The sequence below is a fragment of the Neisseria sp. HMSC078C12 genome (assembly GCF_001838065.1).
Lineage (GTDB): Bacteria > Pseudomonadota > Gammaproteobacteria > Burkholderiales > Neisseriaceae > Neisseria.
The window spans coordinates 228688-249975 of record NZ_KV835608.1 but is presented as its reverse complement, the minus strand read 5'-3'; the positions used below and the strand labels follow the sequence as shown (position 1 = coordinate 249975).

22 protein-coding genes and 1 other RNA gene are annotated in these 21288 nt (G+C 51.0%); all 23 read right to left on the bottom strand.

Annotated features, from left to right (window positions below; translation table 11 throughout):
- Window positions 1–90: 90 nt before the first annotated feature.
- The 23 genes from HMPREF2596_RS06250 to HMPREF2596_RS06140 all read right to left on the bottom strand — a co-directional run bounded on the left by HMPREF2596_RS06250 (window position 91) and on the right by HMPREF2596_RS06140 (window position 21230).
- Window positions 91–1041, bottom strand: a complete 951-nt coding sequence (locus HMPREF2596_RS06250) for a ketopantoate reductase family protein (RefSeq protein ID WP_003749018.1) — start codon at window positions 1039–1041, stop codon at window positions 91–93.
- Window positions 1042–1059: 18 nt separating this feature from the next.
- Entirely contained in the window at window positions 1060–1560 is a 501-nt protein-coding gene (gene hpaC / locus HMPREF2596_RS06245) for a 4-hydroxyphenylacetate 3-monooxygenase, reductase component (RefSeq protein ID WP_070850286.1), read from the bottom strand.
- A gap of 10 nt (window positions 1561–1570) precedes the next feature.
- Window positions 1571–2008 carry a homoprotocatechuate degradation operon regulator HpaR gene (hpaR, locus tag HMPREF2596_RS06240; protein ID WP_003681518.1) on the bottom strand — a complete coding sequence of 146 codons (438 nt, stop codon included), beginning with the start codon at window positions 2006–2008 and terminating at the stop codon, window positions 1571–1573.
- Window positions 2009–2348: 340 nt separating this feature from the next.
- Window positions 2349–2858, bottom strand: coding sequence for a protein disulfide oxidoreductase (locus HMPREF2596_RS06235; protein WP_070850285.1), 510 nt, complete (start codon window positions 2856–2858; stop codon window positions 2349–2351).
- A gap of 92 nt (window positions 2859–2950) precedes the next feature.
- A complete protein-coding gene (gene rpsI, locus HMPREF2596_RS06230; RefSeq protein ID WP_003681515.1) occupies window positions 2951–3343 on the bottom strand; it encodes a 30S ribosomal protein S9 in 393 nt (130 codons plus the stop codon).
- A 12-nt stretch (window positions 3344–3355) separates the two neighbouring features.
- Window positions 3356–3787 carry a 50S ribosomal protein L13 gene (gene rplM / locus HMPREF2596_RS06225; protein ID WP_003684605.1) on the bottom strand — a complete coding sequence of 144 codons (432 nt, stop codon included), beginning with the start codon at window positions 3785–3787 and terminating at the stop codon, window positions 3356–3358.
- A gap of 178 nt (window positions 3788–3965) precedes the next feature.
- Window positions 3966–4146, bottom strand: a non-coding RNA gene (gene ssrS, locus HMPREF2596_RS06220) — 6S RNA.
- 7 nt (window positions 4147–4153) lie between these two features.
- Entirely contained in the window at window positions 4154–4456 is a 303-nt protein-coding gene (gene zapA / locus HMPREF2596_RS06215; RefSeq protein WP_003681511.1) for a cell division protein ZapA, read from the bottom strand.
- Between the two features lie 11 nt (window positions 4457–4467).
- Window positions 4468–4791 (bottom strand): hypothetical protein, encoded by a 324-nt coding sequence (locus HMPREF2596_RS06210; RefSeq protein ID WP_036492772.1) that lies wholly within the window; start codon window positions 4789–4791, stop codon window positions 4468–4470.
- A gap of 74 nt (window positions 4792–4865) precedes the next feature.
- Window positions 4866–5855, bottom strand: coding sequence for an NAD(P)H-dependent glycerol-3-phosphate dehydrogenase (locus tag HMPREF2596_RS06205; protein ID WP_070850283.1), 990 nt, complete (start codon window positions 5853–5855; stop codon window positions 4866–4868).
- A gap of 135 nt (window positions 5856–5990) precedes the next feature.
- On the bottom strand, window positions 5991–8150 hold the full coding sequence (locus HMPREF2596_RS06200; protein WP_070850282.1) for a polysaccharide biosynthesis tyrosine autokinase: 2160 nt from the start codon (window positions 8148–8150) through the stop codon (window positions 5991–5993).
- A gap of 26 nt (window positions 8151–8176) precedes the next feature.
- On the bottom strand, window positions 8177–8626 hold the full coding sequence (locus HMPREF2596_RS06195) for a low molecular weight protein-tyrosine-phosphatase (protein ID WP_004520878.1): 450 nt from the start codon (window positions 8624–8626) through the stop codon (window positions 8177–8179).
- Between the two features lie 169 nt (window positions 8627–8795).
- Window positions 8796–9923 (bottom strand): polysaccharide export protein, encoded by a 1128-nt coding sequence (locus HMPREF2596_RS06190; protein WP_049322616.1) that lies wholly within the window; start codon window positions 9921–9923, stop codon window positions 8796–8798.
- Window positions 9924–9966: 43 nt separating this feature from the next.
- Complete coding sequence (locus HMPREF2596_RS06185) at window positions 9967–11868, bottom strand: polysaccharide biosynthesis protein (RefSeq protein ID WP_070850280.1); 1902 nt, start codon at window positions 11866–11868, stop codon at window positions 9967–9969.
- A gap of 111 nt (window positions 11869–11979) precedes the next feature.
- Window positions 11980–13155, bottom strand: a complete 1176-nt coding sequence (locus tag HMPREF2596_RS06180; RefSeq protein WP_003748998.1) for a DegT/DnrJ/EryC1/StrS family aminotransferase — start codon at window positions 13153–13155, stop codon at window positions 11980–11982.
- Entirely contained in the window at window positions 13148–13927 is a 780-nt protein-coding gene (locus HMPREF2596_RS06175; protein WP_049333556.1) for a methionyl-tRNA formyltransferase, read from the bottom strand. Before HMPREF2596_RS06175 ends, HMPREF2596_RS06180 begins: the two co-directional genes overlap by 8 nt.
- A 13-nt stretch (window positions 13928–13940) precedes the next feature.
- Window positions 13941–14633: an HAD family hydrolase gene (locus tag HMPREF2596_RS06170; RefSeq protein WP_036492784.1), complete on the bottom strand. Its 693-nt coding sequence runs from the start codon at window positions 14631–14633 to the stop codon at window positions 13941–13943.
- Complete coding sequence (locus HMPREF2596_RS06165) at window positions 14626–15600, bottom strand: ATP-grasp domain-containing protein (RefSeq protein WP_070836774.1); 975 nt, start codon at window positions 15598–15600, stop codon at window positions 14626–14628. Before HMPREF2596_RS06165 ends, HMPREF2596_RS06170 begins: the two co-directional genes overlap by 8 nt.
- Window positions 15587–16204 (bottom strand): sugar transferase, encoded by a 618-nt coding sequence (locus HMPREF2596_RS06160; RefSeq protein WP_036492790.1) that lies wholly within the window; start codon window positions 16202–16204, stop codon window positions 15587–15589. Before HMPREF2596_RS06160 ends, HMPREF2596_RS06165 begins: the two co-directional genes overlap by 14 nt.
- The gene (locus tag HMPREF2596_RS06155) at window positions 16197–17369 is read right to left on the bottom strand and encodes a glycosyltransferase (protein ID WP_070850278.1); all 1173 of its coding nucleotides are present in this window, start codon (window positions 17367–17369) and stop codon (window positions 16197–16199) included. The genes HMPREF2596_RS06160 and HMPREF2596_RS06155 overlap by 8 nt, the downstream gene beginning before the upstream one ends.
- Window positions 17370–17382: 13 nt before the next feature.
- A complete protein-coding gene (locus HMPREF2596_RS06150) occupies window positions 17383–18453 on the bottom strand; it encodes a glycosyltransferase family 4 protein (RefSeq protein WP_070836776.1) in 1071 nt (356 codons plus the stop codon).
- Window positions 18450–19760, bottom strand: a complete 1311-nt coding sequence (locus HMPREF2596_RS06145) for an O-antigen ligase family protein (protein WP_049322610.1) — start codon at window positions 19758–19760, stop codon at window positions 18450–18452. Before HMPREF2596_RS06145 ends, HMPREF2596_RS06150 begins: the two co-directional genes overlap by 4 nt.
- A 42-nt stretch (window positions 19761–19802) precedes the next feature.
- Entirely contained in the window at window positions 19803–21230 is a 1428-nt protein-coding gene (locus tag HMPREF2596_RS06140; RefSeq protein ID WP_070850277.1) for an oligosaccharide flippase family protein, read from the bottom strand.
- Window positions 21231–21288 lie beyond the last annotated feature (58 nt).

Sequence of the window (21288 nt, the reverse complement as noted above, 5' to 3'; positions counted from 1 at the left end):
TGTGCCTATAATGTGTGAAACAGAAAAAGTCTCAGGCCGTCTGAAAAAATGAAACCGATGTTTCAGACGGCCTGAGACCCTTAAAACCTTCTAGATCGAAATCCCCTTCATATTTGCTTCCAGAATGGGCATCTCAATACCTAACTCTTGACCTGTCTGAAAGACACTTTGACAACAATAGAAGATATCTTGTTTGTCATTGTGTAATGTCATAATCTTTCGGGTCATTTCATTTTTAGCAAACATGACTTTCATAGCTCTTCCGGCAAGCCAAGCGGGAATTTTGTAAGGTAAGAGCTCAGCTTTATAAAGCTTCAAATTTACGCCACGTGCTTCAACGACTTTCAAAGCCTCTCGAATGGCTTTGATAGCTAATGATAATTCTGAAGAACTATTCATCAAGTTTAGGGCTAACTCTTCCGGGTTTTCCAGTTTTCCCGAACGTGCAGCTGTTGAAGTAACACCCGCATTAATCGCCATATGAATCCAAATCCACTCGACCATATCATGAGGAACTTCCCACTTCAAATCTACAGAGGTCAGTAAAGTCGTCAGATTGACATAATTAAGAATTTTTGCTTTTTGCTCACCTTCTAGCATTAAATGGTCGAACAGAACACCGTCCAAATGATCCTCGGTCATATGTCCACCAGCTGTCGGAAAAGCTAAAATATAGTCGTACTCTCCTGCCCACTCCTGGATCTCTTTTCGAGTATTCCAGAAATTGCAGAAGAAAACTAGAGTTCCTTTGATATTATTTTCTTGCAAGGTTTTCACGGCTTCTTTAACAAAACCATAACGCACACTCAGAAAAATAAAATCATATTCTGAATGAGCTTCAGCCACTTGAACCTCATAGGTATCATGTTTGCTTTCCCCTTTGGAATTACAGCGACCATCTAGCAAATTAACCGAGATAGATTTTGGAGCATTGTTCCGCCTACTGTTTCTAAGTATGTGTTTTACTTGATGGCCTGCTTTTTGAAAAGCATAGGCATAAGTTGTTCCGATAACTCCGAGTCCTAGGATTGCTATTCTCACCTAAAAATTAATTCCTTTTTATGCCAAAGATTTGAATTGCCTGCGGAAATACAGCAATGCCGGCGCTTGCACGTCGGTATTGCGGATTTCGTTGATCTGAACGAAAAAGACGTAATGCGTGCCGATTTCGCGTTGATCGACAATACTGCCGTGCAGGTGCGCCAGCGCGCCTTCGACTTCGAGCTGTCCGGTTTGCCCTCTATGCCAAATATGGTATTCGAAGCGTTCTTCGGGCGAGAGGTCGGTCAGTCCGGCAAAGTGTTCGGCGACATCCTGCTGGCTGTCGTTGAGCGTGTTGATACACAAATCGCGGTTGCCCTGCAGGATGGGGATGATGGCGGATTGGCGGTTGATGCACAGCATGACCGTCGGCGGCTCGTCGGTAACGGCAGTGACGGCAGTCATGGTAATGCCATAGCGCCCTGCTTCACCGTCTGTCGTGATAACGTGTACACCGGCGGCACAGGAGGCCATGGCATCTCGGAAGGATCTCTTGAGTGTGTGTGTTGAATCTGTCATCCGGCTCGCTTTATTTTAATGCCTGTTCGATTTTTGCCAGCTCTGCCAAGAGTTCTTTGAGTTGTGCCATTTTTTCTTTGGAAAGGACTTTTTCAATTGCGTCATAGCGCTCGTCAACCAATGCGCCGGTGGACTCATAGAGTTTCTCGCCTTCGGGCGTCAGTTTCAGATAAACGCGGCGTTGGTCGTTGGAAGGTTTTAGGCGCACGGCCAAACCTGCTTTTTCCAAGCGGGTCAGAATGCCGGTCAGGCTGGGACGGAGGATGCAGGCCTGATTGGCCAAATCTTGAAAGTCGAGTGTGCCGTTTTCCGCTAAGAGCCGGATGATACGCCATTGCTGGTCAGTAATATTGGCTTGGTTCAGAATAGGGCGGAATTGGGTCATCAATGCTTCCCTTGCCTGAATCAGACCGATATTGATAGATGCATGTTTAGATTGGTTGGGCATTACTAAGTCTCCGGGGTTATCAAAAATCAAACCGTTGAAGCGTGAGGTAAATTAATAAAGGCGAATATTGCTGTTTTAAGGCTGCCGTCGGCAACCGGGTCTATGGGAACAAAAGCATCACGGCCACAATATTAGATGAAGGTCTCTAACAGTTTGTTTTGATAATAATGTTTCCAATTGTTCTTATGGTTATATCTTAGTCTATTTTCTTTATAATCTCAACAAAATCATATGTTATTGGGAAAGAGATAGTTTATTTATTTATGAAGTGGAATAGGGTAAATATATTCGGCGGAGATGATTCTTTGGATTTTCTATTTTTGGTGGATTTTCAATGAATTTAGCCGAAGATGTCTGCTAAGTAAATTCTGATTTTTAAGCCGATGTAGCTGGAAAGTCCGGATGTGTGATGAATCATTTTTCCATCTTTTAATATGATAATGGTTGGTGTGACGGCTATGTTCCATTTTTGAGCCATCAGGCCGTCTGAATCATTGAAGTTTGGAAAGGATAGATTGTTTTGTTGCATATGGTGGGCAATGTCTGCGTTGCTTCCGGAGCGCAAGGCTACGCCCAGTGTTGGGATATTGTCTTGGTGCAGCTTTTCTATGGTTGATGATGTGTATGAACAAATACGACACCAGCTGCCCCAAAAATAAACGACGGCAACCCGATTTTGGCTGAAGGATTGAAGGGAAGTAGTTTGCCCATCGGTTAAAGTGAGGGTTTGCGCTGCTGATTGCAAGGGTTGGTCGGGTTTGCGTACCCAGTCGACAATCAAGGAGAGAAAAATGAAAATAATCACGGCCTGAAGCAATGATTTGGCGTAGTGGAGCAGGGTTTTCGTCATGTATTTGCCGTGAAAAAGATTGAATGATTGTTTGTTTGATAAATGAAAAAAGCCTTGCAGAGCAAGGCTTTTGATTCGATTCTGAAAACGTATTAACGTTTGGAGAATTGTTTTGCACGACGTGCTTTGCGCAAACCTGGTTTTTTACGTTCAACTTCACGAGCATCGCGAGTAACGAAGCCTGCTTGAGACAGAGCTGGTTTCAGGGCTGCGTCGAAGTCGATCAGGGCGCGGGTAATGCCGTGACGGATAGCGCCGGATTGACCGGTTTCGCCGCCGCCGGTTACGTTAACTTTGATGTCGAAAGATTCGGCATTTTCAGTCAGAACCAGGGGTTGACGTACAACCATGCGGCTGGTTTCACGTGCGAAGAATTCGTCAACGGGACGGCCGTTTACGATGATTTGGCCGGTACCTTTAGTCAAGAATACACGAGCCACTGAACTTTTGCGGCGGCCTGTGCCGTAGTAGTATTTACCGTTCATGTCGTGTCCTTATTATTTCAGTTCCAAAACTTTAGGTTGTTGTGCAGCGTGGCCGTGTTCGGCACCGGCGTACACTTTCAGTTTTTTGATCATGGCGTAGCCCAGAGGACCTTTAGGCAACATGCCTTTTACGGCTTGTTCCAAAGCGCGGCCCGGGAATTGCTCTTGCATTTCGCGGAAAGTGCGCTCGTAGATGCCGCCTGGGAAACCAGAGTGACGGAAGTATTTTTTGTCTTCGAATTTAGCACCGGTCACGCGCAGTTTGTCTGCATTGATGACGATGATGTAGTCGCCGGTATCAACGTGAGGGGTGTATTCGGGTTTGTGTTTGCCGCGCAGACGGTGTGCGACTTCGGCTGCGACACGACCCAGAACTTTGTCTTCTGCGTCAATGACGAACCATTCGCGCTTCACCTCATGGGGTTTTGCAGAGAAGGTTTTCATGGTTGGAATCCAGATATATATAGAAAGTTATGGATTTTAAAGAGGAGATTGGTTTTTGTCAATCTTAATTGAGCGTGTTTGATGCATGAATATGCGGTTTTTTCAGACGGCCGAAAATCTTTACGAAAGTCTTTACTTGGAAAGGAGAAAGCCACACCTTTCGGTATGGCTTTTTTAGGGAATCCCCACGAGTGCCGTTTAGGCTGAATCCGCTTGAACCTTGCTGACAAGGCGGTCACCTCGGGTAGTTTCGGGTGCGTCCGGCAAACGGACGCTCGCGCCCACTACAGCTCCCGGTAACCTAAAGCGAACGTATTGGTTCAAAGGAATATATGCCTTCGCGAACACCGCAGGGAAAAGGGGAAATTAGTTTTGCTCCAAGCGCGCCAGTGCTTTTTGGCACGCGTTGTTCATGTCGGTTATTTTACGCTCAAATTCACCGATTGCCAAATCGTCGTTGAGGGTGGTTTTTAAGAGGTCGTGTACGACGTTGAGGGCTGCCATAACGACGATTTTGTCCGTGCCGACGATGCGGCCGCTTTCTTTAATCGCGTCGCTTTTTTTGTTGAGCATTTCAACGGCTTGCAGGAGGGTGGCTTTTTCTTCACTCGGCGTGTTGATGGTGAAGTTGACATTCATGATGTCGAGATTGACTTGTTCGATACTCACGGGGCGTCCTTTTATTGTTGTGTTTCTTGGGGCAGTCGGGCAATGAGGCTGCGGATTTGGTCTGCGCTTTGGGCCAGTGCGTTGCGGTAGTTTTCTTTTTCGACGGTCAGGCTGTCAATTTTGCTTTGCAGGTCTTCTTTGAGTTTGCCGACTTGAACCAGCAAGGCTTCGCTGAGTTCGTCAATGGCCGCGTCGTGTTGGCGTTTTTGTTGCTCTTGCTCGAGTTTGAGTCTGTCGATTTCTTCGTTAAGACGGCGGTTTTCTGAAACCAGCGTTTCAAATTTTTGGACAAGTTGGTAAACGTTGATTTCCAGATTGTTCAGTGATTGGTTCATGTGTTTCCCTTCAGACGGCCTGATGGCCGTCATATTGTGCGTCAGGCCGTCTGAATGGCAGACGGCGCGACCGTTTATTCGAAGCGCGCGCTTCGTTCCATCAGTCGTTCAACGACTTGCTGCGGGGTCATTTCTTTGCGGATGAGTTGCAGCAGGGTTTGGGTGATGGGCATATCGATTTGGTATTTGGCGGCGGTATTGAAGACTTCTTCGATGGTGCTGACGCCTTCGGAAACGCGGCCGATTTCGACAAGTACTTGATGCAATTCTTTGCCTTCTGCAAGGCCGAGGCCGACGCGGCGGTTGCGCGAGAGTGCGCCGGTACAGGTCAGGATAAGGTCGCCGATGCCGGCCAAACCCATCATGGTTTTGGGTTGCGCGCCCATGGCGATGGCAAGGCGGGTAATTTCGGCGAGGCCGCGTGTTACTAAGGCTGCGCGTGCGTTGAGGCCGTATTCGAGGCCGTCTGAAAGGCCGGTGGCAATTGCCATGACGTTTTTAACGGCACCGCCCACGGCAACGCCGATGACGTCGGTGCTGCCGTACAGGCGCATTACGTTGGTGTTCAGTTGGGCAGTGGTTTCTTCCACCCATTCTTTGTTTTCGGAGGCAAGTACGACGGCGCAAGGCAGTTGGGCAGCCAGTTCTTGGGCAAAGCTCGGGCCTGAGAGAACGCCGATTTTTTTATTGTTTGGCAGGACTTCTTTCAGTACTTGGAAAGTCAAAAGGCCGGTATCTTGTTCAAAACCTTTGCAGGCGGCGAGAACGGGAATGTCGGCGGCGTTATGTTGTTTGAGCAGCTCGGCGCTGCTTCTGAGGCCGGCTACGGAGGTAACGATCAGGGCAAGTTGGCTGTCTTTCAGCGCTTCGCCCAAATCGGCATAAACGGTCAGGGACTCGGGGAAAGGGAAGCCGGGCAGGCCGCGTTTGTTTTCGCGGTCTGCTTGCAGGGTGCGGATTTGGTCGGGATTGCGTGTCCAAAGGGCGACTTCATTGTTGTGGTGCGCAAAGTGCAACGCGAGAGCTGTACCCCACGAACCTGCGCCGATGACGGTAATTTTCATGTTTCTCTTCCATATGGGAACGGGGCTTACTTTAAAACAAACGGCTTTGGGGTGCAAGGGCGGCGTTTGTGAAAAACATTTTGTGCTGTTTAAAAAGCCTCAGGCCGTCTGAAAGTTCAGACGGCCTGTTTCGGTTTATGATTTATTGTTGCTGGAATGGTAGGCATCGTAGGCGTAGTAGTCGTAGCTGTTGTTGGCTTCGCGCTTCATGCCATTGAGGACGACACCTTTGATATTGATGTGGTTTTGTTTGAGGCGTTCGACGCTGGCTTCAAGCTCTCGTGCACGGGTGTGCGCATAACGGCTGATCATCAGGACGGTGCCGGCATGTTGGCCGATGATGACGGCGTCGGTCACGGCCAATACGGGCGGCGTGTCCAAGATGACGTAATCGTAGCGTTGGCGCGCGTGGGCGAGCAACTCGTTGAAGCGGTTGTCCATCAAAAGTTCGGACGGATTGCTGGGATAGCTGCCGCTGCTGATGAGGTGGAGGTTTTCAATGCCGGTCTCTTGTACGGCTTTGGCCGGAGCCGCTTTGCCGCTTAGGATGTCGGACAAGCCGAACTCGGGGGTAAGGCCGAAGAGTCGGTCAAGATAGCCTTTGCGCATATCGGTATCGATAAGCAGGACGCGTTTGCCCGACTGCGCCATTACGGCGGCGAGGTTGGCGGAGATAAAGGATTTACCTGCTTCAGGCGCGGCACCAGTAATCATGAGGACGTTGTTGGGCGCGTCCAGCATGGAGAAGTAGATATTGGTGCGCAGGGCGCGGATGGCTTCGACGGCCGTGTCGGTACGGTCTTCGCTGGCCAGCAGATAGTTGGAACGGCCGCCGGTCTTCTTGAATTTGTTTTTGAAGAAGTCACGTTTTTGCTGGGTTTTGGAATGTGGAACAAGAGCGACGACTTCCAAATTGAGGTTTTCGATTTCTTCGGAAGAAGTAATGCCGTTTTTCATGCGGTTGCGGATCATCAGCCACAAAGCGGTCAACGAGCCTGCGGCAAGTGCGCTCAGGAGCGTGATGACGGCTTTGCGCGGTGCAACCGGGTTTTCAGGGACGTAAGCATAATCGACGATGCGGACATTGCCTTGCGCACTGGCTTTCATGATGTTGAGCTCTTGTTGTTTGCTCAACAGTTGGACGTAGGTTGCTTGGTTGGTTTCTACGTCGCGGGTCAGGCGGATGACTTCTTGTTGGGTATTGGGCAATTCGGCGATTTGTTGGTTGATTTTGTTTTTAGCGCGCTCGAGGACGGAGAGTTTGTCCAATACGGCTTTATAGGAAGGGTGTTCCGGTGTGTACAGCTCGGCCAAACCTGCTTCTTCGGTTTTAAGCAGGGTAATTTGGGTTTCGATGCCGGTCAGGCTTTCCAATGCGCCTTTGGACTCGAGCGGAATGTCGAGGGAGCCTGATTGTTGGCGGTAGGCATTGAGTTTGTTTTCAGCGTCCTGCAAGGTTTCTTTCAGGCGCGGCAATTCTTCGCTGATGAAAGCCAAGCCGCTGGATGCGACTTGGACGTCGCGTTCGCGGTTTTGCGCAACGTAGTTGTCGGCAATGCTGTTGAGGATGACGCTGGTGCGTTTAGGGTCGGTGCCGGTAAAGGTAAGGTTGATGATGGGGCTGGTTTTACCTTTGCTGATGACCGCCAGTTTGCTTTGAATGTTTTCAATGGCGCTGATACGTGAGAATTTGGTCAACGCAAACTCTTGGCCCGGATCGGCCAGGATTTGATCGATTTTGAGGATGGTTTGGTTGTTGATTTTCAGAGGCACGCCGACCTTGCCTTCGACGACGCGTTTGTCAGGCAGGGTAAGAGTATAGGCTTTGTTGCTCTTGGCGGTCAGCGTGAAGGTTTTGTTGAACCATTCTTCTTGTACGGTAAAGTTGCCGACGGTCAGTTTGGGATCGGGGTCGCCGCTGATGTTGTGCATCAGGCTGCCGATAACAGGCGTGTATTTGGCTTTGACTTCTTGGTCGAGTTGGAGGTCGTCAACGGTTTTACCCAGCACCAGGCGTGATTGAACCAGCTCGACTTCTGCTTCAGACGGCGTGGTTTGGTTGTTGAAGATGCTGTTGATTTCGGTCAGGATTTGGTTTTGCCGCGTTTCGATTTCCAGCATGGCGTCGGCACGGTATTGCGGGGTGGATGCCAGGCTGAAGGCCGCGCCGAGTATGCCGCCTGCAAGCAGGGCGGCGAGGATTTTGTATTTGTGCATCCAAATGACGCGGAGCTGTTGGCCGAAGTCGATTTCGTCGTTGTCTGCGCTATAAGGTGTGTAGGTCGTTTTTTTCATTGCTTGCTTTCTTGTTCATGCCGGTTTTATACCGGTTGAGTTTTTCCGTTTAGTTTGGTTTTCCAAGTGTCTGCGGCAGCATTGAGCTGTTCGAAAACGGCTTCAAACATTTCGCTGCTTTGTTTGTATGGGTCAGGTACGGTTTTCTTCGGCAACCATTGGGCAAACAGCATGGTTTTGCTGCGTGCCGGCGGATGGATGTCGGCCACCATGTCGATTTGACAGGGTTCCATGACGAGAATCAAATCGGCCTGTTCGCACATTTGGGCAGTTAGTTGGCGTGCCGTATGGCCTGCAACGATAACGCCGTGTTTGAGTGCGGTTTTGATGGCTTGGAAATCGGCATCCTTACCTGCCAGTGCTTTTATGCCGGCGCTGCTGATGCGGTGGCCGGGTAGTTTTTTCTGCATAATCCGCTCTGCGGTGGGGGAGCGGCAGATGTTGCCTAGGCAGACGATGAGTATGTTGTGGTACATGATATTGTTTCGGTTTATGGTCTGAAAAAAGCGTGAGTCAGACTATAAGGTACTGCTTTTCCGTTTGTGCGGTGTGTACGGCTTTTATATGCCGTTTATGTAATTTGATCGGATTGTGCGTGATTTTGTATCCTGCTGTCAAACGGGGTCTGACAGCAGGAACCACTGCTTATTTAAACGTATTGTCGAGGGTGTTGACGTTGCTGATGGAGTTGGTAATTTGTGACATTACGCGGTTCCAACGGGTAACCGGGGCGGAGGTAACGTAAACGGTGTCTTCGGAACGCAGTTTGAATTCGCTGCCCATTGCGTAAGAGGTTGCATCTTTCAGGTTGAGCTGGTAGATGTGGATAGGTTTGGCCGCATCTTCAGGTACGCGGCGGATCACGAATACGCCGGTTGCATCCGCATAGGCTTGGTTCATGCCGCCCACTTCGCCGAGCGCTTGGGTCAGGTTGAGGCCGTGGTTGCCGATCGGCAGGGTCGCTTGTTTGCCGACTTCGCCCATGATGTAGATTTTGTTGTTGCTGCTGTTAGGAACGTAAACGATGTCGCCATGGCTGAGGAGGTGATTTTGCGACATATCGCCGTATTGCAGCATGTTTTGCAGGGAGATGGTGCGGTCGACGCCGTTGTGCGTCCATTTGATGTGCTGGGTGTCGGCGCTTTGGGTAACACCGCCGGCTTGGTTGATGGCATCCAAAATGGTCATCGGGATATTGGTAATCGGCAATTGGCCGGCTTGGTTGATGGCGCCGGAAACGGAAACGCGTTGCGAGCGGAACTCGGTAACGTTGATGGCGACTTGAGGGTTTTTGATGTAGCGTCTTAAAAGGTTGGTCAAGATGTTTTGCAATTCGTCCAAAGTTTTGCCTTTGGCTTGGATTTTGCCTGCCAATGGGTAGGTGATGTAACCGCCCTCATCCACCCAGGCGCCGCGGCTGACTTGGTTGGTTTGCGGGTTGCTTTGCTGGATAGGGGAGTTGAGGTCGGAGTGCGCCCAAACCATGATATTGAGGACGTCGCCGCTGCCGATGCGGTAGCGGTAAGCGCTTTTGCTTTGCTCCAAGCCTTGGTTGGCTTGGGAAAGTACGGGCGGCGTACGCATTTTTTCAATCAGGTTGGGCGTGATGGGGTAAACGGCAACGCGGCTGTCAAGGTTGGTATCGGCGGCGGTGTCGTTGTCGGTGTAAACAATGGTTTTGGTTCGGGTTTTGATGGTCGAACCGGGAATGACTGTCGTGCTGTTACAGGCAGCCAGTGCAAATAGAGTAAGCAGGGAGAGCGTTTTTTTCATGTAGTAGTCCTTGCAGTATGGTGTCCGGGCCGTCTGAAAATGTTCAGACGGCCTTGTTGTTTTGTTGCCAAACCAAGTCGCAGATGCCGTCTTTGGGTACGAAGCCTGTCGGTGCGCGCAGCAGAAGCTGGCGCAGGCTGTTTTGGTCGCTTTGGAGACAAGCGGTTTGGAGTTCCGACAGTATGTCAGATAATTGCGTCCATGGAAGCATTACTTCACTGGCGGTCATAATCCGGGGATGAGTGGTTTTTTGCACCTCGTCGCCGATGAGCAGTTCTTCATAAAGTTTCTCGCCCGGGCGCAGGCCGGTAATCTTGATTTCGATGTCGCCGTGCGGGTGTTGCTCGTCTTTGACTTTGAGGCCGCTGAGGACAATCATTTGACGGGCAAGGTCGATGATTTTGACGGATTCGCCCATGTCGAGGACGAAGACATCGCCGCCTTTACCCATTGCGCCGGCTTGGATAACCAGTTGCGCCGCTTCGGGAATGGTCATGAAGTAGCGGGTAATGTCTTGGTGGGTCAGGGTAATCGGACCGCCTTCGGCAATTTGTTTTTCAAATACCGGGACAACGGAGCCGGACGAACCCAATACATTGCCGAAACGCACCATGCAGAAGCGTGTTTTTTGTTCCGGCTCGGCGGCAAGGGCTTGTAGGCAGAGTTCGGCCATGCGTTTGCTGGCGCCCATGGTATTGGTCGGGCGGACGGCTTTGTCGGTGGAAATCAAAACAAAGGTGGAAACGCCTGCATCTACGGCAGCCTGCGCGCAGCAGAGTGTGCCGAACACGTTGTTTTGAATGCCTTCGATGGTGTTGAACTCGACCATAGGGACATGTTTGTAGGCCGCGGCATGATAGACGGTATCGACGTGATAGGCCTTCATGACGCTGCTGAGGCGTTCTTTGTTTTGAACCGAACCCAAAAGCGGTACGACTTCGACTTGGCTGCCTTGCGAGGCTTGGGTTTCGCGCAATTCTTTGTCTATGCTGTACAGGGCGAATTCGGACAATTCAAACAACAACAGTTTGGTCGGACGGCAGTTGAGAATTTGACGGCAAAGCTCGGAGCCGATAGAGCCGCCTGCGCCGGTCACCATCACGACTTTGTCGCTGATGTCGGCACTCATCAATTCAGGGCGCGGTGCCACAGGGGCACGGCCGAGCAAATCGACCACGGAGATTTTTTTCAATGAGCTGACGCTGATTTTGCCGTCCACCAAATCTTTCATGCCCGGAATAGTCAGGACTTCGCATTTGTAGGCTTCGAGGCGGCGGATGATGTCTTTGCGTTCTTCAGGCGTAGAACTTGGAATCGCCAGCAGAATTTTGCGTACGCCGTAGCGGCTGATCAGCATCGGGATTTCGTTGGGGTTGTAAACGGCAAGGTCATAGATGACGGTGCGTTGGATTTTCGGGTTGTCATCGACAAAGGCGATGGCCGAATATTCGTTAACCTGTTTGATGGCTTCCAGCAATTGGCGGCCGGATTGGCCTGCGCCGTAGATGATGACGGGTGTCATCTGTTTGCGGTGGTGGTCGGTCAGAATCGCGCGCAGGATCATGCGCGAGCTGGTTACGCCGACCACCAAGACCAAGAAATAGACGATGGGCAGGGCAAGGTGCAGTTTTTGCTCAAAAACCAGGGTGGTCAGGCAGAACAAGACCGCTGAAATAATGCTGCCGAATGCGGCGGCGGTCAGGACGCGGACGCTGACGAAGCGCGTAACGGCGCGGTAGAGGCCGATACGGATAAAAAGGATGATGGTCAGCAACGCGGTGCTGCCGAAAGCCAGCCAGTTGGCGATACTCAACCATTCGTCGGAGTATTGCACTTTAAGGCTTTGGGCAAACCAAAACGCCACGAAGATCATCAAGATATCGTGAATGACGAAGAAGGTTTTTTTTAGATTGCGCGGCAGAGCCAGCAGGGTTTCCAAGTTCATTTTATTTTTTACGTGTGTCTGAGTGTTGTAATGTGGCTTGGTACGGATTGTTTGAAGCAGGCTGTTTTGCTTTTTTCAGACGGCCTGAGGTTGCAGGCCGTCTGAAAATGATTATGCCGTGGCTTCAGTCAATACGGCTTCTATGTTTTCTTTGCAGAACGCAATTTCTTCATCGGTCAGGGTCGGATGCACCAAGAACATCAGGCTGGTGTCGCCCAGTTGGACAGCGTTTTTCAGCCGCTCTTTCGGACGCCAAGGCGTGTTGTCGAAGGCTTTTTCCAAATACACTTCGGAGCAGCTGCCTTGATAGCAGGGGACTTTGCGCGCGTTCAGTTCGCTGACGATGCGGTCGCGCGTCCAGCCGTCTTTCAGGTGTTCGGGTTTGACGAAAACGTAGAACTTGTATTGCGCGTGTTCGATGTAGTCGGCTACTTCAACCAAACGGATGCTGGCGAATTTGCCCAAGCTTTCAGCCAGTTTGGCGGCGTTTTCTTGGCGGCGCGCCGTCCATTCGGGCATGCGTTTGAGCTGGATGCGGCCGATGACCGCCTGCATTTCCAACATGCGCCAGTTGGTGCCGAAGCTTTCGTGCAGCCAGCGGAAGCCGGGGGCGTGTTCGCGGTGGTACACGGCATCGTAGCTTTTGCCGTGGTCTTTGTACGACCACATTTTGCTCCACAGCTCTTTGTCGTTGGTGGTGACCATGCCGCCTTCGCCGCCGGTGGTCATAATTTTGTCTTGGCAGAACGACCATGCGCCGACATGGCCGATAGAGCCGACGGATTTGCCTTTGTATTTCGCGCCGTGCGCTTGGGCGCAGTCTTCGATAACCCACAAGTTATGTTCTTTGGCCAAAGCCATGATGTCGTCCATTTCGGCAGGCATACCGGCAAGGTGAACCACGATGATGGCTTTAGTGTTTGGCGTCAAAGCGGCTTTGATGGTTTCGGCGCTGATGTTTTGGCTGTTTAAATCGACATCGGCGAAAACCGGATTGGCGCCGGCGGTTACGATACAGGACGCTGAAGCCAAGAAGGTGCGCGAAGTGACAATCACATCATCGCCTTGGCCGATGCCCATTGCTTTGAGGGCTACGTCCAAAGCCAACGTACCGTTGGAAAGGGCGACGGCATATTGTGTGCCGACAAAGGCAGCAAATTCTTTTTCAAATTCGCGACATTCCGTACCTGTCCAGTAGTTGACTTTATTGGACAGCAGGACTTTGGAAACGGCATCGGCTTCTTCTTGAGTAAAGCTTGGCCATGGGGAGAGTGATGTATTAAGCATTTGTTTTTCCTGCGAAAAGACTGGTTGAGCCTTTGGGGGCGATTTCTTCCAGCAGTTGGCGGTTGATCAGGGTGTATTTCTGACCGTTGATTTCGACGTATGCGCCGTCGTAAGGGGGGAACCAGAAGGCGCGGATTTTCTTCTCGATATTGTCGCCGTCGAGGATTTGCTTCATGGCTTCCATTTCGTCGCGGCTGACGTAGCGGCCGCCGATGTTGGGCGTGGTCGGCAATTTGGTTTTCGACTCGATGGCGCGGGCGATGATGCGTTGTGCGAACGGCTCCAGCGCCTGCATGGTTTTGCGTTCGAGCGATTGGGCGGTTTCTGTTTCGGCGTCGATGGGGAAGCGGTCCACTTCGATGATTTCGCCGGTGTCGATGGAGGCATCGACGTAGTGGGCGGTGTTGCCCCATTGGTCCAGTTCGTCCATGATGGCCAGGTTGTAGCCGCCTGTGCCTTTGTATTCGGGCAACAGCGCAGGGTGGAAGTTTATTGTGCCCAAAGTCGGAATGCTCAGGAATTCATCACGCAGCTTGCGCCAGTAAAGGACGGACAAGCCCAAATCGTATTTCAGACGGCCTTCACGCATTGCTTCCAAAGCCGTATCGAAGGTGTACAGGGGCAGGCCCAATTCCTGCGCGGCAGCCGTGGTCGGCGAGCCTTGCAGATGGCTGTCGGTCAAGACGCCGACGATTTCGATATGGTCTTGTTTGGTCAAAAAACGAAGCAGGTTGGCGGAAACCTGTTTACGACCCATAAATAAGATTTTCATGGAGAAATGTCCCTTATGCATTTGCTTTTTCGGTGGCGGAAGTTGTCAGTGTAGTCAATTCTTCCAGGGTGTTTATCCAAAGGGTGGGCTGGTATTCACGGCCGTATTGCTCGGGCTCGGCTTGATGAATATTGTGCGGCTTAGGCATGATGCCTATGGAGAGCCAACCCAGTTTGTTGGGTGCGACAAAATCTTTTTTGATGTTGTCGCCGATGTAAATAAAACGTTTTGCAGCCGGATATTTGTTTTGCAGGAAAACGAAACGCTTGTCGTCGGGCTTTTCCGATTGCATGGCTTCCGAAATCAAAATGTCGTCAAACAAATCGGTCAGGCCCAAGGCCTGTATTTTCAACCGCTGTGTCAGGCTGCGGCCGTCTGTAATCAGGGCGCGTGCGGCAAAAGGGCGCATCAGCTTCCGTAAAAAAGACGGTTCGACATAGGGTCGGATGGCAGGCCGATGCAGCCGATATTGCCACAAGAGTGATTGTTTCTCTGATTCGTTTAATTTGCAATGATGGCACAAATTGTCGAGCCAGTCTTTACTTTTATTGTCGGCAATTTCATATAGTACGCCGGCATTGTATTGCGGATAAAGCGACGTAATCATCTCTACAACTGCCCGTATTCCGGAGCATTTGTAGTCATGTTCAGAGTAAAGCGTATCGTCAAGGTCAAAAACGATGACGGATTCTTCCGGCTTAATCATGTTCTCTTACCAAAACCTTAGCATCATAACGAAGCATGATTAAATTGTTTTCCCAGTCGTCGGAGAAGGGAATGTCTTGTCCGCCGATATATTCTTGAATCAGCCAGCCCGGATAGTTGCCACCTGCGGCGTAGGTCAGTGGAAAACCGCCGCCGAAACGCGGATTGATTTCCACGCCGTAGGTCGTATTGTCAGTTTTGCTGACGAAGAACTGCGCGGTAATGCAGCCGCGTGCGCCTTCCAATACGGCCATTTTTTCAACCAACTCTTCATACAGGGCATTGCGCCGGGTTACGCCTTTGCTGACTTCGCCGGTACGCACTTCCAAACGCTCGCGAGGAATGGCGCATTTCAGACGGCCTTGACGGTCGTAATACATATCGACGGTAAACTCGGAAAAAGCATTTTCGATATCGATGTATTGGGCGAACATCATTTTCGGATCTTCGGCAATGTCGGCGGTCAGATCGGCCGGTGTGTTGATTTTTTTCGCACCGATGGCGCGGCTGCCGTCGTAAGGCTTGGCAAAACACGGGAAGGCCAGGCTGTCCCGTTCATAAATTTCAGGCGAACGGATGCCGTATTGTGCAAACAGGCCTGCGGTCAGGCGCTTGTCGCGACACAGGGTAATCAGTTTGGCGTCGGAAATGACGATGTGTATTCCTTCGGCTTCAAAACGGTCGCGTGCTTCGGCCAGCTTGAGCAGTTCGGTATCGATGGTCGGCACAATCAGGCCGATGTTGTGTTGTTTGGCCAGTTCGAAAATGCTGTCGATGTATTCGGCTGCGTCGATGCGCGGTACGCTGAAAGCGCGGTCGGCGACATGACAGGCTGAAGACATGTGGGGATTGAGGTCAGTGGCAAATACGCCGATGCCGTCTGAAAAACGTGCGGCTTCGGTTTGGAAGTCCTGCACCAATTCGACGCGGCGGCCTGCCGACAGAATCAGTATGTTATTTTTTTTCATCAGTTTTATTACCCGTGAAATAAGGCATAGTGGCTTCACCTTCGGCTGAGATGCCTTCTTTGACGAAGACTTTTTTAACCGTCAGGAACAAAATTTTAATATCCAGCCAGAAGCTGAAGTGGTCGATGTACCAAACATCGTGGGCGAACTTTTCGTCCCATGAAATGGCGTTGCGACCATTGACTTGCGCCCAACCGGTCACGCCCGGTTTCATTTCGTGGCGGCGGTTTTGGAAGTCGTTGTACAACGGCAGGTAGTGCATCAGCAGCGGACGAGGGCCAACCAAACTCATCTCGCCTTTTAAGACATTCCATAATTCAGGAAGTTCGTCCAAGCTGGTGGCACGTAATTTTTTGCCGAAATCGGTCAGGCGTTCGCTGTCTGGTAGCGGGTTGCCGTCTTTATCAATTGCATCGCGCATGGAGCGGAATTTAATCATTTTAAACGGCTTGCCGTCTTTACCCGGCCGCTCTTGGATGAAGAACACGGGCGAGCCTAAGTTTTTGCGGATGAGGTACACCAAAATTAAAAACACAGGCGACAGGATAATCAGCCCTGAGGCGGAGGCAACAATGTCAAACAGGCGTTTGAAAAATTTATTCATGAGCTAATCTTTCAATCAGGTTGACGATTTTTTGATAGGCAACGTCGCGCTTGAAGCGGCGGACGATTTCTTCGGACTGAACAGGATCGTCTTTGCGCTTCAAAATATCTTTGGCGGCTTTAACGAAGCTTTCCACATCGCCGGAACGGTAGTCCGCATGCGGCAGCAGGGTGAGGACTTCGGCAACTTCGTCGTTGACCTGGCTGTTCAGAATCGGTTTTTGCAAAGCCATATAGTCGGACAGTTTGTTGGTAATCGACTGCATGGCGTAAGAGTGGATGGCGTTGACGGAAATGTCGCAGCCCTTGGCAACCGACATCATTTCGGCGTAAGGAATGTAGCCGTAAAACTGGATGCCGTCGCAGGCATATTGTTTGAGCCTGTCCAAATCGGGACCGCCGCCCATGATGTGCAACTCGACGTTTTCGCCGGCGTCCAACAGCTTGCGAATGCCTTTGCACACAGTTTCCACGTCATAGCTGTAACTGAGCGTGCCCAAATAGAAAAAGCGGGTTTTGTCGTCGCCGAAATCTTTGGCAGGCGCGGCATCGAGTTTGGGAAAGTCGGCGCCGATATAGACGACTTCGCCGGGTACGTTCGGATTGGCTTCTTTGGCGCGGTCGAGATAAGTCTGCGATACGGCAATCAGCGCGTCGGCGTAGCGGTAGGCTTGGTTGGCGCGTGAAGCAAAGGGCAGCAGGTTGTGCGGTACTTTTTTCAAAAACGGTACGACCGAGGAGAAGGACTCCGGCCATACGTCCTGCACATCGACAATCAGCTTGTAGCCCAAACGTGCTTTGTGTTTGCCCAACAGCAGGTTGGTGGCAATCAGCGGATAGGCGGAAAAGACGACGTCTTGTTCGCCCGGACGGCAGTTTTCCAACCATTTTTCAAAATGTTTGACGAAGCGGTGATGGCTGGTCACGCGTCCTAAAGACACGTTTTTGCTGTATCCGCTTTCTTCCAACAGCATGACTTTCAGACGGCCTTGTGAGGCGGCCTCGGCATCTTCGGGCCGTCTGAAAGATTTGTCGTAGTGCTTGAAGTTGCTAGTAATCAGCAATACGTCATGCGACCGCGACAACAGCTCGGCAAGATACCAGAAGCGGTTGAAATGCGGCTCGGACGGCAGCGAGCAATAAGGGGCGACGATGGTAATGTTCATGTTTCAGACGGCCTTACATTTCGTACGCAGCCATGGTGGTGCGGTAGATTTCGTCGTCGGAGCATAAAGTTTCGACGTGTTTGTGCAGGGCTTTGCCCATTTGACCGCGCAACTCTGGATGCTTGATGAGTGTATCGACGGCTTCGATAAACGCTTCTTCATCGCCGAAAGGAATGCAGTAGCCGGTTTGGCCGGTGATGACCATTTCGGAAATGCCCGCCATGTTGTAGGTCACGACAGGTGTGTCGTAGAGGCCGGCTTCCAAAATATTGTTGCCGACGCCTGCACCGTGGTCGCCCACGCAATGCGGCGTGTTCACCAAAATATCGACTTCTTTGAAGTAGCCGGTCAAGTCGCGGACGCCGCCGAGGAAGGTAACTTTGTCTTCGATGCCCAAACGTTTGGCTTGGGCTTTGAGGTTGTCCATTTCTTCGCCGATGCCTGCAACGTTGAGGCGTACAGGCATACCGCGGTCAACCATTTTCTTGAGAATGTCCAACATCAGATGCACGGCGCGGACGGTGTCCAAACGGGAAAGCGTGCCCAGTTGGACATAGTCTTTGACTGTTTTTTCAGGAACGTAATCCGCTTTGTGCAGGGCGTTGTAAGTGTAGGTGATGCGGTTGGCAGGGAAACCGTAACGGATGAGTTTTTCGCGTTCGTGTTTGCAGTTGCCGATGATGTACACGCCCAGCTTGTCGAAAAGCTTGGCAATTTTCGGATAAGTTTCCGGATCAAGGCCGCGTGCGTGGTAGAACACTTTGGTTTTCGGCGAGGCAAACTTGGCCGCAATGGCGCAGGCCGGAACGATACGCGCCATTTGGCAGTGAATCACATCGGGTTTCTCTTTTTTCAGCAGTTTCATGTAGGCAAACATGCCTTTGATGTAACCCAAAAGACCGCCTTGGTAAAAATCAATCGGCTGCCAACGGATGCCCAATGCTTGCGCTTCCTGAATCAAAGGGCCGTCTGAAGAGGCCAATACGATATCGTGTCCGCGTTGTTTGAGCAGGCGGCCGAGGCGGAAAGTGGCGTTTTCAGTGCCACCGAGGCCGGACATGGAGGTAGTCAGGATGATTTTCATGATGGTTTCTTCGTATCGTATAGTGTTTCGTTGTATGCGTAAGCGGCCATATCTTTCAGCTTGGGCGCGACAAATACGCTGTAAATAAAAATCAGCAGGCAGGGCAGCCAGATAAACGGCATACGCAAAATAGTGGACGGAATAAAACCGGCCAGCAGGAAAATGCCCAAGGCGACCCAAGCCAAAACGCGCGATTTGCCGGTTACTGCGCGGTTTGAGGCGGTGTAGAGGAAATAACACGCCACAAAGGCAATAAAGCCGAGTAAGGAAATCATGCCGAAACCCAGATACAGCTCGATGATGAAGCTGTGCGGGTTTTCAAAGCCCAAGCTGCCGCTCAAATGGCCGCCGAAATATTCGCGGAAGTTTTTAGGGCCGTAGCCGGTCAGCAGTAGGGGCGGATTGTTCCAAAAGTAGTTGTAAATCTCCTGACGGTAGGACACGGAGTTGTCGCTGCCCAAGTCGTACAGGAAGAGGTACACGCGACTGGAAAAGCGTTCCAAAAACTGGTTGCCGTTGAGTGAGAGCAAAAATTCCGCAATCGCGCGTGACGGAATCATCGACAACACCAACGCCAGCAGGCCTGCTACGCCGACCGTAATAAAACCGTTTTTGCGATAGGCCGTATAAACCAGCAAAATCAACAGGTAACAGCCGATGGCGGTACGCGATACGCTGGCGAAAATGGCCATGCCCAACAGCAGGAACAAGCCCCAGCCCAGCAGTTTTTCTTTGTGTTTCCGTCCTTGGAGTTGGAAGAAAAACAAAATGGCAGGCGCAAGGCAGACTGCGGTGGCGGCAAGGTTGTTCGGGTTAAAGAACAAGCCTTTGAGCGAGCCTTCGTCAATGGCCAATTCATCGCTGGCACTCACAAACTGAATACCGGTGGCCAGCTCTGCAAACGGCGGCACGGCGATAAACAGCGTAAATACGACGAGGAACTTCTGAATTGTCCTCAAAGGATCGTCGGCGCGCTTCAATACTTGGTAAAACAAGTAGAAGAAAGCCGGAACAGCCATAAAAAACAAAATATCCATGTACTGCGTCGGCGTCAGCGACGTAATGCCCATGTGGATGGCAGGCCAGATGCACATGGCGGTCAGAGCGCAGAGCATGGCAAAAATCTTGCGCGGAATATGCTTGCTTTCCAGAAAAAATACGACAAAACCAAGCAGTACAAATATCAGGGTCAGCGGGTTGTCGATACGCGGCACGCCGACCTTGAAGGACAGCGCGGGTCCCAGCATATAGGCTGCGAGCATGATGTATAGGATGTAAGTGTATAAGTTCAGACGTTTTATTTTCATAGTCGTGCTGTTGTTATCGTAGAGACATGAATCTCAGGTTGGCTATTTTGCCGAACGGTTTAATTTGGCTTTGATTTTTTCGGTCGCGGCAAATAATGCATGTTTGTATTTTAGGAACAGGAAACCCAGTCCGACTGCCCATGCCAGCGCAAACCAAATATAGTTGTCGCGTTTACCCAGCCAAGTGTAGGCAAGGCAGATCATCAGGCAGAGCGTTGAGTTGGTATAAATCTTCAGGCGCGGCAAAGGTTGCCACAGGCGTGAAGAGAATTCGGTTTTCAAGATGAAAAACAGCCAAAAAGCCGTTGCGCTGGCCATAGCCGCACCTTTTGCACCGAATTTCGGTACCAGCAGATAGAGCAGGGCGGTATTGGCGATAAAGGCAACGATGTTGATGGCGGTAATCAGCCAAGTCGAGCGGACGACGTTCAAACCGATGCCGCTGACTTCGGTCAGCGTGTAAAACAGGGGGAAGAGCATACACGAGAGCAGGATAAATTGAACCTGCGTGTATTTTTCCGGCAGTATCCAGGTCGCCATCGGCGAGAAAATTCCGATAAGGCAAATCATTGCGCTGATAAGGACGGTCATGGAAAGCGTGATGTCGCCGATTTTGTCCAGATTGGTTTTTTCTTCTACCCATTTGAACACCAAAGGCGCCCAAATGGTGGAGAACACGCTTTGGAAAATCAAGGCGACGGCGCCAAAGCTGACTGCCATCGAATAAATACCCAACTCGTCCAAGCCCGAGATATTCTTGAGGACAAAACGGTCAATCGAAGTCAAACCCCAATAGGCCAAGTTGCCGAATGCCAGCGGTAGGCCGTAGCGCAGGCCGTCCCGGTGCAGCTCAGGCGACCATTTCGCATGGGAAACGGCTTGCAGGTCTTGGCGCAGTTGATAGATCAACAGCGCAACGGTCAGCACTTGGGCGGCGGTGTAGGCAAAAACCAGCGAAGTGGTATTGGCGGGCAGGCCGGAAGCAATCACGGCAAAAACCAACACCAAAATCAAAAATTTCGGCGCAAGCTGGCTGAGTGAAAAAGCCAGTGCCTGCTCTTTCATCCGCAAAATCAAGGCTGAAAAACGGATAATCAGCGTGGTGGCCAAGAAAATCAGGAAGAGAATCCCCAAATTCGCACTGGGGATGTCGAAAATGATTTCAGACGGCCATGATGCGTTTATCAGCAACACTAAAACCACAACCGCCACCGTCAGAATCAATGGCGATAAAAAAACGGATTTGAACAGCGCGGCCTTGTCTTTAACGGCGTAATAGTCGCGAATATAGGATTGATCCAACCCCAGGCCCAGCAACAGGATGCTCAGTCCGGCAATGGTCTGCAAGAGTACGATACGGCCGATGTCTTCCGCAGGGAAGTACCATGAGATGAGCGGCAGGGAAAGCAGGCCGAAAGCGGCGCTTCCTATCGGGCCCAATGCGTAGCCGAGGATTTTTTTCGCGTTCATATTATTTGTTTTCAGACGGCCGGAAGTTCGAGCTGAGCGTTTTTCGTAAGAGATGCGT